The sequence below is a fragment of the Empedobacter sp. 225-1 genome (assembly GCF_030328185.1).
GTDB lineage: Bacteria > Bacteroidota > Bacteroidia > Flavobacteriales > Weeksellaceae > Empedobacter > Empedobacter stercoris.
In genome coordinates this window covers 22,599-39,519 of record NZ_JACALO010000033.1, presented here as the reverse complement: position 1 = coordinate 39,519, position 16,921 = coordinate 22,599, and the positions used below count along the sequence as shown (strand labels likewise).

Genomic DNA, 16,921 nt, shown 5'->3' with positions numbered 1-16,921 from the left:
TCTAAATTTGAAATTCAGTTTTTCAGTTTGAAAATTATAACCGAAATATTCTTTCGCTTCTTCGTCTTCAATTAGATATGAAATTTGAGATAGAGTAGTACCAAAAAGTAACTTTTCAAATTTATTTAGTTCTTGGTTCATCATTTTTGTTTTGTGCGCAATTTTGGACGCATTACAGCTAACTCTCAAATATACGCAACTTTCTATAAAAACCAAATAAAAAGTAAAATAGACGCTATTTACTGAAAGTGAGTAAATTAATCATGATAATTAATTGCGTATTTAGAATTGTTTATGGATTTTTTTTGTGTGATTTTAAATTCAAATAAAGTTTTACGTTAACAAATAAGAGTATTCCTGAAATTAAAATTGGCCATAAAAACATATAAAAATCGAGTGGATTTTCTTTTATATTTTTTAGACTATCAAACATATATTTCCAACCTTGAGTTCCAATCAATACTGAAATGAAAGTAAAATACCCTACGATACTTAAAAATAGAACTAATATTTTTAGTCATAATTTTGATTTAAGTTTCGTGAAAATCAGCTATATCCTCAATTCGTACTTGCAGCTTACTCCCTACTTAAAGGCAGGATAAAGGCAAGATGAAGGCAACATAGTGGCAGTAGAGTGGCAGTAGAGTGTATACAATACTTTTTTTGGACGGTTTATAGTTTGAAAAAAAGGAAACTCATTGCGCGCGAGGTTTGTATTTTCACTGCATGGAATGATTAGGCGGTGACGATTTGCTGAATCAAGCAAATGGGCAGCGGCTACTTTTGGGCTATGAACTCGGGAAAGGTTTCGCAAAGCGAAATAAATTAGTCATAAAAAGCTTAAAAAATTCGAGCTTCATTTATTATTTAGACGAAATGATTTAGGATTTTATTCAATTCTTTGAGTTCAACCAAAAAACCATCGTGTCCAAATAAAGATTCTATTTCGGTATATGTTGCATTTGGAATATGATTCACGATAAATTTTTGCTCCGTAGGTGGGAATAAAATATCCGAAGAAATACCAATCACAAGGGTTTTAGACGAAATTTGAGCAAGTGAATTCTCTAAACTTTTTCGATTTCGAGCAATATTTTGTGAATCCATGGCTTTGGAAAGCGTCCAATAGGAGTGCGCATTAAATCGGTTTGCTAATTTCTGTCCTTGGTATTTTTGATAGGATGACGCTTTGAAATCAGTATAAACCGAATGATCATCTTTTTGCTTTTCATTATATATAGAATAGGTGCGATAAGAAAGCATCGCAATTGTTCGCGCCGCAATCAATCCATTTTTCCCTCCATCTTCTGTCATATCATTAAAAGTTGGATCGGCTTCTATTGCCAAACGCTGAGATTCGTTGAACGCAATTCCCCACGGAGAATGAACTGCATTTGTTGCCAGCAAAACCAAATTATCAACTTTTACTTTATTAAGTAAAGTAAATTCTAAGGCTTGTTGACCACCAAGCGAACCGCCTATTAACAAATGAATGGTCGAAATTCCTAAATAATCGGCTAAAAGTTGATGCGCATTGGCCATGTCTTTTATTGTAATCGTTGGAAAATCTCGGTAATAAGGCGTATTTGTAGCCGGATTTATAGACAATGGATTTGTGGTTCCGTAATTGGATCCAATGACATTTGCACAAATAATAAAATGATCTTTTGGATTAAATAAATGATTTTCTCCAAAAAGACCTGCCCACCAATCAAAAACATCTGAGTTTGCCGTAAGTGCATGGCAAACCCAAATGATATTATCTTTCTTGTTGTTTAAAGATCCTGCCGTGTGATAGGCAATGGTTAAATTTTCTAAAGTTTGACCATTTTCTAATTGAAAAGATCGATTATAATGATATTGTTGAAAATTCATTATTAAATTATATTCGAAAGTAACGGATTATTTAATTTTATCAAACGCTTGTTGAAGATCATTTTTGATGTCATCGATGTGTTCTATACCGACAGAAAGACGCAATAATCCTGGGTAAACACCTGCAGATTGTTGTTCTTCATCACTCAATTGTTGATGAGTTGTTGCTGACGGATGAATAATCAAAGATTTTGCATCGCCAACATTTGCCAAATGACTAATCAATTCTAAACTATCTATAAAATGATTGGCTTGTTCTGCATTTCCTTTGATTACGAATGAAAGAACCGCTCCGAAACCATTTTCCAAATATTTTTTTGCCAATTGATGACTTGGAGATGAAATTAAACCAGGATAGTTAACTTTTTCGACTTGCGGATGAGATTCTAACCAACGCGCAATTTCTAACGTATTGTCCAAATGTTTTTGCACTCTTAATGACAATGTTTCTAAACCTTGAATCAATAAAAAAGAATTGAATGGAGAAATGGCAGGACCAAAATCACGTAAACCTTCGACACGTGCACGGATAATAAATTGAATATTTCCAAAAGGACCATTAATTCCGAAAACATCAGAAAAAACTAAACCATGATAACCTTCCGATGGTTCTGAAAATTGTGGAAACTTTCCGTTGCCCCAATCGTAATTTCCACCATCTACAATCACGCCTCCAATAGAAGTTCCGTGCCCACCGATCCATTTTGTAGCAGACTCGACTACAATATTTGCGCCGTGTTTTAATGGTTTGAAAATATAGCCACCAGCTCCAAATGTGTTATCAACAATTAAAGGAAGGTTATATTTTTTTGCAATAGCTGAAATTGCTTCGAAATCGGGTACGTTGAAACTCGGGTTTCCGATTGTTTCGGTATAGATTGCTTTTGTATTTTCGTCAATTAATGATTCGATAATCGCAGGATCTGCATTTTCTGCGAAACGTACTTCGACACCTAAACGTTTAAAACCAACTTTGAATTGATTGTATGTTCCTCCATAAAGATTAGAAGCAGAAACGAAGTTATCACCAGATTCTAAAATATTATTTAATGCAATAAATTGTGCTGCTTGACCAGATGCAACTGCTAAAGCGGCAACACCACCTTCTAATGCTGCGATACGTTTTTCAAAAACGTCTGTTGTTGGATTTTGAATTCGTGTATAAATATTTCCAAATTCTTTTAACGCAAACAAATTTGCTCCATGTTCGGCATCATTGAAAACATAAGATGATGTTTGATAAATAGGAACTGCGCGCGAACCTGTTGTTGGATCAACTTCTTGACCTGCGTGAACTTGTAATGTATCGAAATGTAATTTTTTTTCTGTTGACATAATAAAATGATTTGAATGTGATAATTAATTAAATTGTAGGGTAGAGTAGGTTTGTTGAATTAAATTAACAATAACACATTCGGATTTTACTATTGACACAATTATAAATATTTTGAAGTAGGACACCGTGTCCAAAAGAATGTTTTTGAGAATTGTACTTCATCTGAAAAATTTTAGCTCATTTTGGGTTACCTTTCGTAACTCCTTTTTTGATGAAGTGAAATTAGAATTATTTTCTAAATTATAAAATATTAAAACTATTTTTAGAAAAAATTCCTATAATATTTAATTAATTAGAATAATTTTATATTTTATAGGTAAATCAATACTGGAAAAACTATTAATCTAAATTTTATAGAATATTATTTGAAGAAATTATCGAGTATAATTATGAGGAAACAAAAAAGGAGATCAAAATTGATCTCCTTTTGTAATATTTGTTCAAAAAAAGTAATTAGTTTGCTAAAACGATTACTTTATTGTTGTTCATTTCAATTGTTCCTCCTTTAATGTCTAATAATAATGTAGACTCATTTGATGGAGAGCTATAAACTTTACCTGAAATATTATCGAAATCTTCGAAAGTTTTTGTGTGAACGTAAATTTTGATTGTTCCTTCACCTAAAGTTGCAACGATAGGAGCGTGGTTGTTTAATAACTGAAATTCACCATCTTTTCCTGGTAAAGTAACAGCATCTACTACTGCATCGAAAACTACGAATTCTGGCGTAATAATTTGTAAGTGCATAATCCTATTGTTTTAAAAAAAAGAGTACTTAGTAACTTTTAGAGTAAAAGAAACGTAAGCACTCTTCTATATTGTTATATAAAAATATTATTTAACTTCTGCTAACATTTTTTCTCCAGCCTCAATCGCTTCTTCGATTGTACCACGTAAGTTGAATGCAGCCTCAGGATATTGGTCAACTTCACCATCTAAGATCATGTTAAATCCTTTGATTGTATCTTTGATATCAACTAATACACCTGGAATACCTGTAAACTGCTCTGCAACATGGAATGGTTGAGATAAGAAACGTTGGATACGACGTGCACGGTGTACAACTAATTTATCCTCTTCTGATAACTCTTCCATACCTAAGATCGCGATGATATCTTGTAAAGCGTTGTAACGTTGTAAGATTTCTTTTACACGTTGAGCTGTTTCGTAATGTTCTTTTCCAAGAATTGTTGGTGTTAAGATACGAGAAGTAGAGTTCAATGGGTCTACCGCTGGGTAAATACCTAATGAAGCAATTTTACGATCTAATACCGTTGTAGCATCTAAGTGCGCGAAAGTTGTAGCTGGCGCAGGGTCAGTTAAGTCATCGGCAGGTACATATACAGCTTGTACAGAAGTAATAGATCCGTTTTTAGTAGATGTAATACGCTCTTGCATAGCCCCCATCTCAGTTGCTAATGTTGGTTGATAACCTACGGCAGATGGCATACGACCTAATAAGGCAGAAACCTCAGAACCTGCTTGTGTAAAACGGAAGATATTATCTACGAAGAATAATACGTCACGTCCTTGACCTTGTCCATCACCATCACGGAAATATTCAGCTAATGTTAAACCTGTTAAAGCAACACGAGCACGTGCACCTGGAGGTTCGTTCATTTGTCCGAATACGAAAGCAGCTTTAGACTCTTTCATATTTTCGTGGTCAACTTTAGATAAATCCCAAGATCCACCTTCCATTGATTGCATGAATTCTTCACCGTAATTAATTAATCCAGCTTCGATCATCTCACGCATTAAGTCATTTCCTTCACGAGTACGTTCTCCAACACCAGCGAATACAGATAAACCTCCGTGTCCTTTAGCGATGTTGTTCATTAACTCCTGAATTAATACTGTTTTACCTACTCCGGCACCACCAAATAATCCAATTTTACCTCCTTTTACGTAAGGCTCAACTAAGTCAATTACTTTAATACCTGTGAATAAAACTTCTGCAGATGTTGATAATTCTTCGAATTTTGGAGCAGGACGGTGAATAGGTAAACCGTTATCTTTATCTAAATTTTCTAAACCATCAATAGCATCTCCTACTACATTAAATACACGTCCTTTGATGTTCTCACCAATTGGAACCATAATTGGTTTACCTAATGCGATAACCTCTTGACCTCTTTGTAAACCATCAGAACTATCCATTGCGATACAACGTACAGTATCTTCACCGATGTGTTGCTCAACTTCAAGGATTAATGTTTCTTTTCCTTGACGAGGAACCTCTAATGCATCATAAATATTTGGAAGGCCTTCTGCGTTATCAAAAATAACGTCAATTACAGGTCCAATAACCTGTGCAATCTTACCTTTCTTTTGATTTGCCATTATATGAAATGATTTAGTTTATTTTATTTGGGTGCAAAGGTAAGTTAAAAACATTGTATTATTTGTATACTTTTTAAGATTTTTGTCATAATATTTTGATTAATAATCAAAACATTACAATCAAAGGAAATTAAAAATAGATTTGAAGTTCGATTTGAAAGCCTTAATTTTGTGCAAAATCATTTTTAGTGAACGTTTATCAATCCTTAGAAGAAATCAAATCTATCAAACGTCCTGTCCTTACTTTGGGCATGTTTGATGGTGCACACATTGGTCATCAATCTATTCTAAAACAACTCAATACAATTGCAAAAGAAATTGATGGAGAAAGTGTTTTGATTACGTTTAATCCACATCCTCGAATGGTTTTACAGCCAAATTGTGATCTTAAATTTTTGAACACTTTAGAAGAAAAAGAAAATGTTTTGCGTCAATTTGGATTAGAACATTTGATTATTCATGCGTTTACAAAAGAATTCTCACAAGTTACTTCGGTAGAATTTGTCAAAAATTTTCTTGTTGATCAATTGCATATTGATACATTAGTGATTGGTTACGATCATCATTTCGGGAAAAATAGAGAAGGAAATTTTGAGCAATTACAAGTTCTTTCGAAAGAATATGGTTTCAATTTGATTCAACTAAAGGCTGTTGAAGAAAATGATGTGGCGGTAAGTTCTACAAAAATTAGAAATGCACTTATCGAAGGAAACATCTCGTATGCGAACAAAGCGTTAAATTACAATTATCCGCTATCTGGAAAAGTTGTTCATGGAGATAAAATTGGGCGTACACTTGGTTTTCCTACAGCTAATTTACAAGTTGATCCCAATAAATTAATTCCAAAAGATGGCGTTTATGCAGTTGATGTTTTTGTGGATAATCAAAAATATTTAGGTTTATTGAGCATCGGATTTAGAGAAACAGTAACAAATACGAGAGAACATCGAGTAGAAGTGAATATTTTGGATTTTGATCAAACGATTTATGAAGAAACTATTTGCCTCGAATTTTTAGAAAGATTAAGAGATGAAAAGAAATTTAATTCGCTTGACGAATTAATTGCTGCCATGAATCAAGACAAAGAAAACGCAATACGTTTATATGGAAATAAGAAATAAAGGTTCGCATTGCGAACCTTTATTTCTTATTTTGGTTTTGAATAATATTCAAAAATTTCTTTTTTATTCTTTTCTAATATTCCTAATAAAACTGCATCCATTTTGGGTTGATTTGTTGTCAACGTAATTTTATCTTTCACTTTTTGGAAAGTTATCATCACACTATTTGTAGAACTTTCAAACACTAATTTTGATGATGTTGAAACATTCAACAATTTAAAATTTGTCCGAAGAATATCCGACTTTACCGTAAACTTTAATGGTTTATAAATAATTGTTGATTTATTAACCATTGATTTCTTTGGAGAAACTTCCAAAACTGGAGCTGTTTCCAAAGTAGTGTTACTTATTCTATCTTCTGCCACAACAGTCATTTTCATCACTTCCGAAGTATCTTTTTGTTTTGTAATCTGTCTTTTTACACCGTTAGCAGCAACAACTCCAGAAACTTTACCACCGAATCGATCAGAAATAATAGAATCCTTTGAAATCTTATTCAAATTCGCTTTTGCAAATTGCCCCTGATTTTCAATCGAATCCAAAACTTGAGAACGAGTTTCCATTGCTTGTGGTGCAGATAAAGGAGCTTCAATTGTTGGCGCAGAAACAAGTGAATAATCTTGTAAATAATTTTCATTTGCAATTGTTCCTACGGTTTTCTCTTCGATGATTTTGTATGTCGGTTGTTTCGTTACTTTATTATTTTTAACAATTTCAATCGATTCTTCTACTATTTTATCTTTCGAATCAACAATTGTTATTTCTTCTTCAATTGAGGATTTTTCTATAACTGGCACATTTGTTTGTACAACTTGAAGCGAATTTTTTCTGTTTTCTGAATTAATATTTTCGATAAAAAGTACAAAATAAGGAATCGCAATTAATGCAAAAACAGCAGCTGAAAACCAAACGCTTGAAATAAATACGCGAATAGGTTTCTTTTTCTTTTCTTCGTTCTGTAAACCAAACTCAATACGTTTCCAAACCAAATCTCTCGGTTTTTCACCGACAGTTTCGTTACTTTTTGATCGGAATAAATCTTCTATTGGATCATTTGTGTTCACGATAAATTTGATTTTATATGTTCATTCTTACTTAACATTTCCTTTAATTTCGTCTTCGCTAAATTGAGTTGCGATTTCGATGTACCTTCTGTAATACCTAAATTTTCAGCAATTTCTTTGTGCTTATATCCCTCAATAACGTAGAGGGTAAACACGAGACGACAGCCATCGGGCAAATAATCGAGGAGTTTCATCACATCATCTTCCTCTATTTGTTGCGAAGCCTCCTGATTGGATGAAATAGAAGAGGAGTAATCGTCTACATTGAGATGAAAAATTTTATTTTTTCGCAATTCCATCAGACATTCGTTGATCATAATTCGTCTCATCCAACCTTCAAAACTACCTTCAAACGAATAACTTTTAAGATTTTGAAATATCTTCAAAAAGCCTTTTACCAAAGCATCTTCCGCTTGTTGTATATCTGTAAAATAACGTTTACAAACTGCAAAAAAAAGCGCATCGTATTTTTCGTAAAGCAGCCTTTGTGCTTTCGAATCATTGTTGATACAAGCTTTTATCAGTTGTTTCTCGTCCAAAATCCCTTTCTTTCTTACTATTTAGATGCGTAAATTACGTTTATGGTTGTTTTATTAACGTAAAAACTTTGTTAAAGTTCTGAAAACTTATTCATTAAACATAAAAAAAGTCGCTGAATAAGCGACTTTATAAACTATTTTTTTATGAATTTTTTCGTTGTTCTTTTATTATCTTGAGTTAATTGGATAATGTAAACACCTTGTTTAAGTTTACTTACATCAATTTTTTGATTATTGGTTGAGTTATGTTCAACTATTTGTCCAATAATATTTGATATCTTATATTCAATTTTACTTTTAGAACTTGAAGCTACATTTAATATTTCTTGTACTGGATTCGGGTATATTATAAAATCAACTTTATCTAAATCACCAACTCCTAAAGTTTTTTCAAAAATAGCTTTTACAGAAAAGTTATGTGAAGGATTAATTATAATTTTTTGATCATTCGATTCTAAATCACCTTCCCAATGAGAAAATTTATATCCTGGTAATGCAATTGCTTCTAATGTTACTGGAATAGATTTAAAATAATCTCCACTCCAATTTTGATAATCTTCTTCAATACCAACTGTTGAATTATTGATTTCAATCGTATTAACTTTTACAAATCCTTGAGATATATTGTTAGTTTCAGTTTTTAAGTTATAAGTTCCATTTAATTTAAAGAATTCAGATAAGTGTTCTATTTGATAATGTGGCCTTAAACGAGAAAACTCTCTCATTATTTCAATATTTTTGTCCCAATCCTCTATTGAATTAATTAAATTCCAACGACTAATATTTTGAGGCATTTCTTGACGAATATTATTTTGCATTAAATCGATTAATTCAATAACATGTTCTTTTTTATATGTTGTATTTAATAAATCAGCAAAGCGATTAATAAAATAATTTTTAAAATTTTCATTCTCTAATAATCCTATCAATATATGATTTTCATATATCTCACCTCCATGATTAATCGAAGATATTGCTTGTTGTAGTGTATTATGCTTATACGAATTGGGTACCCAATCTTGATCTCCATTAAAACTTATATCAAGATCTTTCATTAACCATCTGAATCTTCCGTCTTGTCCATAAATAGCATCTGGCGTATAATTAATTCTTTTTCTAAAAAATTCGTTATTATTATATGGCCAATCATAATTAGCTGCAAAAATTTGTGCTATATGATAATCTGTAAAATTTATTTCATCTACGTAGGTAATACCTCTTTGATAATTATTATTAATTGATATATCATTATTTTTAAAAAAATCAAGAGTTTCATTATAAAATTTAAGATCACCTATAGAAGCTTCAACAATAGAAGTTTGTTCTATATAATCAATATCTTTTTCTTTAATTCCATAGATCTCTTCTAAATATTTTTCATCATAACGTTCTCTTAAATTATAAATACCATAAAATTCTCCATTAACAAAGCTTAATACAGGCTGATAGTTTTGCGTATCAAAATTCAAATGCTCATTCAATTTCTGTACAAAAGCATCTCTAAATAAAGTACTATATGTATCCTGTCCTGAATTTCTTAAAATTAATCGTTTGAATGTATCAATATCATAATCGCTAAAAAAATTATACTTTAAGTCTTTTTTTCCATAGTCAGATTTAGCATAAATGCGATGTGATCTATTTTTTAAATGTCTTGAGCCATTTCCATGATTTCTTACTCCTACTGTTTGATTAATTTTTACAGTTTGGTCAGCTAAGTAAATAAAATTAACAGGAACTTCAGAAGTAGACCCTGAATTCCAATAATTTGCAGTAGTCCATGATCCTGCTATATCAGTAGAATTAGTTAATCTCCAATCATCAAACTTTTTTCCTGCTACAAATAATCCATTTTCATATCCAAATAAAGCATCATCATTCACATTAATACTAGCAATAGGTAAAGTATACGTTTTATTGATAAAATATACATTGGTAATAGTTTCTGAATACGAATTATCGTCTTTATAGGCTTTAACTCTTACTACAAAGCTTTTATCCATTTTTTCCGTTGGAAAATACTGATCTTTTTGGAAAGAAGTTGAGATATTAGAAATTCTATTCTCTTCATTCGATCTGTCATATACCTCAATTGAATTTAAGTATAAATTTGATTTTAGAGAATTTTCAAAGAATTCAAAAGGAGTATCATGTGGATACTGAGGATATTGTTTTTTATATTTATAGGTTCTCCCTTCTAAATTATTAATATCTGGTTCTGAAGAATCTATTGTATAAACAATTTTAACATTAGGGTCTGAATGAGATAATTCTAAATTAAAATCTTTATCATAAAATCCACTTTCATGTGAAAATTTTGGTGGATCTAAAGTTTGCGCAAAATTAAAAATTAAAATATTTAAAAATAAAATTGTAAATGTTTTTTTCATATATTATATTGTTTTCAATTATATTCAAAAATACATTTTATTACATAAAAAAATCTGATATAATATGCTATATCAGATTTTCTTTTATTATAGAATAGTTCTAATTTATTATTATCCAACTAAATTCTTTCTTACTAAATATTCGGCAATTTGAACTGCATTTGTTGCAGCACCTTTACGTAAATTATCGGCAACAATCCAACAATTTAGTGTATTGGGTTGGGATAAATCGCGACGAATACGTCCTACAAAAACATCATCTTTCCCCTCCGAATAGAAGGCCATTGGATAAGTATTTGTATCAGGATTATCTTGTACCGTTACACCATCTTGTTCTGCTAACAGTTTACGAACTTCTGCTAAATCAAAATCATTTTCAAACTCGATGTTTACAGACTCCGAATGTCCTCCTTGTACAGGAACACGAACTGCAGTTGCTGTGATATTCATCTCATCAACACGCATAATTTTACGAGGTTCTCTCGTTAATTTTAATTCTTCTTTTGTATAACCTGTTTCTTCATCAAAAACATCACAATGTGGTAGCGCATTTTTGAAAATTTGATAAGGATATACTTTTGTTACATCACGACCTTCAATTTCACCATTCAATTGCTCTACGGCATCTTTACCAGTTCCTGTAACCGATTGATAAGTAGAAACAACGACACGCTTAATTCCGTATTTTTTGTGCAAAGGATTTAAAATCATTACCAACTGAATTGTAGAACAGTTAGGATTTGCGATAATTTTATCGTTTGGTGTTAAAATATCTGCATTTATTTCTGGTACAACTAACGGACAATTAGGGTCCATTCTCCAGGCCGATGAATTATCAATTACAGTTATCCCAACTTCTGCAAACTTAGGCGCCCACTGTTTGGAAGTTTCTCCACCTGCCGAAAAAACTGCGATATCTGGTCGCATTTCTACAGCATCCTGCATTGATACAATTTTGTATTCTTTTCCTTTGTATTCAATAGTTTTTCCTATTGATCTTTCTGATGCTACTGGTATAATTTCAGTGATTGGAAAATTTCTTTCTTCCAAAACTTGGAGCATAACTCTGCCGACCATTCCGGTAGCGCCTACGACTGCTATTCTCATTTGTTTATTAAATAATGTATAATATATTTCGAAATGCTAATTTACTGATAATTTCAATACATTTTTCTCTCTTTCATTGGTTTAGCAATCAATATGGTATGATATAATTTATGTTATGATGTTAATTCAGGGATTTGTACTTTTCTTAGAATTATAATTTATAAAACATCTTTTTGAAAGAATTTTGAACATAAAAAAAGTGGAACAAATTGCTCCACTTTTCTATAATTGTATAAAAATTTGTTATCAAAAATTATTTTTTGATGATTTTTTGGATTCTTGTTACTCCTTTGTCATCTTTAACTCTTAAGAAGTAAACTCCTGCAGCTAATCTTGATGTATCAACTTTACCATCTTTAGAGAAGCTTACTGGAATTACACGTCCTGTTACATCAGCAACTGTAACGTCTGCAACTTTAGATCCTTCTAATTTAACGTTAACTTCTGTTGTTGCTGGGTTTGGATATACAGCTAATTTATTAGATCCTAACTCAACAGTACCTAAACCTTCTACATTTCCTGTTACATTCATAATCCAACTAACTGGGAAACCAACTGAAGCTACTGTACTTGCTCCATCATCATTTACACATTCAGAGTCTGGCCAACCAATATATGATGGTGCTGTTTCTCCACCTTCGTTATTACCAAACCAAATATTTCTTTCAAATACATAAGCTACTGCAACTCCAAAATCAACTCCTGCAGGAATTTCAACTGTTTCCATTAATGGAATAGATTCCCAATTATTTTCACCTCCAACTGTCGTAATAGACCCATAAGCATCTGTTAATGTAAGTGCTGAACCTGGTATTTCAGCAGCTTTAATATTTGTACCAGGAGCTACTGTCACTACTTCTGCCCAAACTGCTGTTTTTGCAAGAGATGAAGCTACGAAATCAACTTTAGTTACAGTGAAAGCTCCTGTAATTCCATAATCTGACAATTTAAAAAATCTAGAATCATGATTAATAGCGCCATCACAAACAGGTGTCGAATCAGAGAAATTTTCTCCATCCTTATATTGGATAAGTGTTTGCTCGTTCGCTTTGTGAACTGGAGCTTGAGAAGATGCTTTTGGTAATCCTTCTGCTACTTTTTCTAATTTCAATGTTTGAGCGTACGATGTTGTTAATGCTGCAATAGATAAAAGCGTAAAAATTTTCTTCATAATTATTAATTTTTAGTGTTATTTCTGTTTAATATGGAATAAAACTAAACAATTATATTACAATTTCAAAATAATTAACAAAAAAAAATAAAAAACCCATAATCACAATGATTATGGGTTAAATAAATCCTAATATGATTTATATCGTATTAAGCAAACTCGTTATAGGCAGCTTTTAAATTTTCTGCAATAGCATCTGCAGAGTGTCCTTCGATATGATGACGCTCTAACATATGAACTAATTCACCATCTTTGAACAAAGCTACTGCAGGAGAACTTGGAGGGAATGGTGCAAAAAACTCACGCGCTTTTGCTACAGCATCTTTATCAAATCCTGCGAAAACTGTTGTTAAATGTGTTGGAACTTTTTCATTATTCAATGACATGACAACACCCGGGCGTGCAGCACCTGCAGCACAACCACAAACACTGTTTACCATTACCAAAGTTGTCCCTTCTTGTTTGATTGCTGCTTCTACTTGTTCTGGAGTAGTTAAATCTTCGAAACCATTAGAAGTTAACTGAGCCTTCATCGGCATTACTATTTCTGCTGGATACATATTCTTCTTTTTTTTGTTTTAATAAAAATAAATTATTTTCAAAGTTACATAATTCTAAAACTTTTTAGAATACTTACTTTTGCAAGTACAAATTTACGTAGAATTTAGCAATATGAAATTGACTTTTGGTAAGAATGAGAAACTTAAAAGCAGAAAAGCATTCGATGAATTGTTTTCTGATGGAAAAACATTTGTTTCTCATCCCATCAGATTTGTCTACAAAATCAAGCCAAAAGAAGAGTATGATATTCGAGTAGGAGTGAGTGTTTCGAAGAAAAAATTTAAACACGCAGTAGATCGAAATCTTTTGAAGCGTCGTGCAAAAGAAGCTTATCGATTAAATAAATTATTAATTCAAACTTCAGAACAATATTCGATCGATATGGTGATGATTTATACTTCATCTAAACATCAACCTTTTGAAGTGATTGAAAATTCTGTCAAAATATTATTAGAAAAGTTGAACGAAGCAATACAAACAAAAAAAGATTAACCTTTTCGGGTTAATCTTTTTTATTTTATTTCTACAGATAAATAGTTTACTTCTTAAGATTTGCTTGTAAGCGGAAAAAGCTAAAATAAACAGATACTAAAATTAATCCACAAACAGAAGCTCCAATTCCTAAAACACTACGAAAGTTAGCTTCAGCCATCAATCCAGCTTTATAATCCATCTCATATAGGTTATAACCTAATCCTATCAACAAAACAATTGTTGCGATATAAATATATGTTTTCATTAGATAATGAATTTTTAAATATTAATTTCATTCATAAACAAAGCACCGATATTTGAGGTAAATAATTTGATTGCAATTGACAATAATATCACTCCAAATACTTTTTTCAGTACCGATAAAACTCCAGGTCCCAACCATTTTTCGAGTTTACCTGCAAATTTCAGCACCAAATATACGATTAACATATTTAAAATAATAGCTATCACAATGTTAATATCTGCATACTGCGAACGAAGCGACAAAACTGTTGTCAATGATCCAGCTCCTGCTACCAACGGAAACGCAATAGGGACAATGGATGCAGAGTTAGATTCGACGCCTTTCTGTATTTCAATTCCCAGTATCAGTTCCAACGCGATGATAAAAATCACAAAAGCACCAGCAATAGCAAACGACTGAACATCAACACCTACTAATTTTAAAATTTTGGTTCCAAAAAATAGAAAAGAAATCAATAAAATACCAGCTGCAATCGTAGCTTTCTCCGATTGTATATGTCCCACTTTACTTCGAATTCCTACAATAATCGGAATACTTCCCAGAATATCAATAACTGCAAAAAGTACCGCAAATGTGGTTCCGATCTCACTAATAGAAAGTTTTTCGAAAAAAGAAACAATATTATTCATTCTATTTTTTTAGATGTTAATTTGTCTACAAAATAAAGAATTTTTATTATTCTAACCAATTTTTAAAATCAGTTACTTTTTCTCGACTCACTATCAAATCCAATTCGTTATAAGTATTTAAAACTATTTTTAATCTTGAGTTAGAATACATTGTTATTTCTTTTATCGAATCGATATGAATGATCTGACCACGATTAATCCTAAAAAATTTCTTTGGATCGAGTTGATCTTCTACTTTTTCTAAAGAAAAATCAATTACATAATTACGATTGTCTTTTGTATGTATGTAAGTAGCTTTGTTCTCACTAAAGAAACACTCGATGTTTTCGGTTTCTATAATTTTTATGGAAGTTCCGATTTTAATGGAAAAACGTTCTTTATAATTTTCAGTTTGTTGTGATGAAAAAAGACTTTTCAATTCATTCAAATTAAAGCTTGAAGAAGCTTGTTGAAATTGTTTTTCAAACTTATCTATTGCAAATTTTAATTCCTCTTCGTCAACTGGTTTCAACAAATAATCAACCGAATTTAATTTAAAAGCTTTCAATACATATTCGTCATAAGCTGTTGTGAAAATTATAGAGGAAGAGAGTTTAACTTGATTAAAAATATCAAAGGACAAACCATCTGACAATTGTATATCCAAAAAAATTAAGTCTGGATGCGGATTTGCCTTCAACCAAGCAACACTTTCTTCAACAGAATGTAGCATTTCATGAATTTGATAACCCAATTTTTCTACACGTCTTTTCAACAAACGCGCTGCAGGCTTTTCGTCTTCTATAATTAGTATTTTCATCCGTTTTTTTATGTTAGTTCAGTATTCACATTTTGAGTTAAAATAGGAAGTTGAACTTGAAAAACTTCTTGATTTTTTTCAATATTCACTTCTCGATTTGAGATTAGTTGGTATCGGTTAATAATATTCTTCAGTCCAATTCTTGTCGATTCTTTGATAGAATCTTTGGGTTGAAAAGAATTTTCTACAATTAATGAATCATCTCTTTTATAAATTTTTATTTTTAATGGTTTTTGTTCCGAAACCACATTATGTTTAATCGTATTTTCTAATAAAATCTGCAAAGAAAGCGGAACAATAAATTCGTTTTCAAAGAAAGTTGTTTGTTCAATTTCAAAATCAATGCTATTCTCAAAACGCAATTTGAGTAACTTAACATACGTTTTTGCAAAATTTATTTCTTCTTGAATCGGAACAACTTCTTTGTCTTTTTGTTCTAAAACATAGCGATAAATCTTAGAAAGCGACGTTGTAAAATCAATTGCATTAGCTGGATTTTCTTCAATTAAACCTGTTAAAACATTCAAACTATTAAAAAGAAAATGAGGATCTAATTGATTTTTTAAGGTTTCGAAATTTGCGGTAGCCGTTTCGGCTTTTGTTGATTCAAGAAATATTTTAGTTTCTAATTTGTAACGTCTTCGCTCAAGAAAATAGAAGAATAACAAGAATATAATTGTTATAATTCCAACTAAAAAATAATTTATCCAATGACTATAAAATACTTTTTTAATGAAAAATAGATTGTCAAAGTTTACAAAAACAAAATAAAGTAATTGAGTAAAAACAATTGATTGAACAAAATATTTCCAAATCTCACTCTTAGGATTATCTATTTGTTTATCATTTTTTTTGAAATCGTTAAAAACACTAGTGTTTACAAACGATGCCGCAATACTGAAAGAAAAATAACCAATAAAATATTTTAACGCTTCGGGATGAAAAAATTGATTCATCGTAATATTAGGAGATGTTAAAAAAATAATGCTATAAATCAAAATATTCACAATAAACAGAATTAGCGTATTTCGTAGAATCAATTTTTTATCTGAAACGATTATACCTTTTACAAATTTGTAAATAATCAATCCTAAAGCTAAATATCTAATAATATTATTTCCAATAACTTCATTCTTAATTGACACTAATGAATAAATCATCAGTATTAATACAAAAATTATTTTTTTTACATCACTATTCATATCAAGCAATTAAATTAATCAACCAAAAAATAATTTCGTGAATAA

General features: G+C 31.0%; 16 protein-coding genes. 2 read left to right on the top strand and 14 right to left on the bottom strand.

Annotated elements, in window-relative coordinates:
- Positions 1 to 867: 867 nt before the first annotated feature.
- From HX088_RS10430 to atpD, 4 genes are all read right to left on the bottom strand, one after another.
- Positions 868 to 1,875, bottom strand: coding sequence for a homoserine O-acetyltransferase family protein (locus HX088_RS10430; RefSeq protein WP_286484112.1), 1,008 nt, complete (start codon positions 1,873 to 1,875; stop codon positions 868 to 870).
- A gap of 27 nt (positions 1,876 to 1,902) precedes the next feature.
- The gene (locus tag HX088_RS10425) at positions 1,903 to 3,210 is read right to left on the bottom strand and encodes an O-acetylhomoserine aminocarboxypropyltransferase/cysteine synthase family protein (protein WP_225542617.1); all 1,308 of its coding nucleotides are present in this window, start codon (positions 3,208 to 3,210) and stop codon (positions 1,903 to 1,905) included.
- Between the two features lie 454 nt (positions 3,211 to 3,664).
- Positions 3,665 to 3,958 (bottom strand): F0F1 ATP synthase subunit delta/epsilon, encoded by a 294-nt coding sequence (locus HX088_RS10420; RefSeq protein ID WP_171623425.1) that lies wholly within the window; start codon positions 3,956 to 3,958, stop codon positions 3,665 to 3,667.
- A gap of 87 nt (positions 3,959 to 4,045) precedes the next feature.
- Positions 4,046 to 5,554, bottom strand: coding sequence for a F0F1 ATP synthase subunit beta (atpD, locus tag HX088_RS10415; protein WP_188319401.1), 1,509 nt, complete (start codon positions 5,552 to 5,554; stop codon positions 4,046 to 4,048).
- A 188-nt stretch (positions 5,555 to 5,742) separates the two neighbouring features.
- Between atpD and HX088_RS10410 the strand changes: the two genes are divergently transcribed.
- Positions 5,743 to 6,675, top strand: a complete 933-nt coding sequence (locus HX088_RS10410) for a bifunctional riboflavin kinase/FAD synthetase (protein WP_286484111.1) — start codon at positions 5,743 to 5,745, stop codon at positions 6,673 to 6,675.
- Positions 6,676 to 6,701: 26 nt separating this feature from the next.
- Here HX088_RS10410 and HX088_RS10405 read toward each other — a convergent pair whose 3' ends face one another.
- The 6 genes from HX088_RS10405 to HX088_RS10380 all read right to left on the bottom strand — a co-directional run bounded on the left by HX088_RS10405 (position 6,702) and on the right by HX088_RS10380 (position 13,506).
- Positions 6,702 to 7,739 carry a hypothetical protein gene (locus HX088_RS10405; RefSeq protein ID WP_286484110.1) on the bottom strand — a complete coding sequence of 346 codons (1,038 nt, stop codon included), beginning with the start codon at positions 7,737 to 7,739 and terminating at the stop codon, positions 6,702 to 6,704.
- Positions 7,736 to 8,278 carry an RNA polymerase sigma factor gene (locus HX088_RS10400; RefSeq protein WP_188319404.1) on the bottom strand — a complete coding sequence of 181 codons (543 nt, stop codon included), beginning with the start codon at positions 8,276 to 8,278 and terminating at the stop codon, positions 7,736 to 7,738. Before HX088_RS10400 ends, HX088_RS10405 begins: the two co-directional genes overlap by 4 nt.
- 134 nt (positions 8,279 to 8,412) lie before the next feature.
- Positions 8,413 to 10,668 carry a CotH kinase family protein gene (locus HX088_RS10395; protein ID WP_286484109.1) on the bottom strand — a complete coding sequence of 752 codons (2,256 nt, stop codon included), beginning with the start codon at positions 10,666 to 10,668 and terminating at the stop codon, positions 8,413 to 8,415.
- A gap of 111 nt (positions 10,669 to 10,779) precedes the next feature.
- Positions 10,780 to 11,775: an aspartate-semialdehyde dehydrogenase gene (locus tag HX088_RS10390; RefSeq protein WP_260541573.1), complete on the bottom strand. Its 996-nt coding sequence runs from the start codon at positions 11,773 to 11,775 to the stop codon at positions 10,780 to 10,782.
- 253 nt (positions 11,776 to 12,028) lie between these two features.
- Complete coding sequence (locus HX088_RS10385; RefSeq protein WP_260541572.1) at positions 12,029 to 12,946, bottom strand: T9SS type A sorting domain-containing protein; 918 nt, start codon at positions 12,944 to 12,946, stop codon at positions 12,029 to 12,031.
- Positions 12,947 to 13,095: 149 nt separating this feature from the next.
- A complete protein-coding gene (locus HX088_RS10380) occupies positions 13,096 to 13,506 on the bottom strand; it encodes a BrxA/BrxB family bacilliredoxin (RefSeq protein ID WP_171623418.1) in 411 nt (136 codons plus the stop codon).
- A gap of 112 nt (positions 13,507 to 13,618) precedes the next feature.
- Between HX088_RS10380 and rnpA the strand changes: the two genes are divergently transcribed.
- Positions 13,619 to 13,999 (top strand): ribonuclease P protein component, encoded by a 381-nt coding sequence (gene rnpA, locus HX088_RS10375; protein WP_260541571.1) that lies wholly within the window; start codon positions 13,619 to 13,621, stop codon positions 13,997 to 13,999.
- Between the two features lie 46 nt (positions 14,000 to 14,045).
- Here rnpA and HX088_RS10370 read toward each other — a convergent pair whose 3' ends face one another.
- Genes HX088_RS10370 through HX088_RS10355 form a run of 4 tightly spaced genes read right to left on the bottom strand, consistent with a single transcriptional unit; the run spans position 14,046 to position 16,876 of the window.
- Complete coding sequence (locus HX088_RS10370) at positions 14,046 to 14,246, bottom strand: hypothetical protein (RefSeq protein WP_171623416.1); 201 nt, start codon at positions 14,244 to 14,246, stop codon at positions 14,046 to 14,048.
- A 14-nt stretch (positions 14,247 to 14,260) separates the two neighbouring features.
- Positions 14,261 to 14,875, bottom strand: a complete 615-nt coding sequence (locus HX088_RS10365) for a MarC family protein (RefSeq protein ID WP_171623415.1) — start codon at positions 14,873 to 14,875, stop codon at positions 14,261 to 14,263.
- Positions 14,876 to 14,921: 46 nt separating this feature from the next.
- A complete protein-coding gene (locus HX088_RS10360; protein WP_225542627.1) occupies positions 14,922 to 15,674 on the bottom strand; it encodes a LytR/AlgR family response regulator transcription factor in 753 nt (250 codons plus the stop codon).
- 8 nt (positions 15,675 to 15,682) lie between these two features.
- Positions 15,683 to 16,876 carry a sensor histidine kinase gene (locus tag HX088_RS10355; protein ID WP_286484107.1) on the bottom strand — a complete coding sequence of 398 codons (1,194 nt, stop codon included), beginning with the start codon at positions 16,874 to 16,876 and terminating at the stop codon, positions 15,683 to 15,685.
- Positions 16,877 to 16,921: the final 45 nt, after the last annotated feature.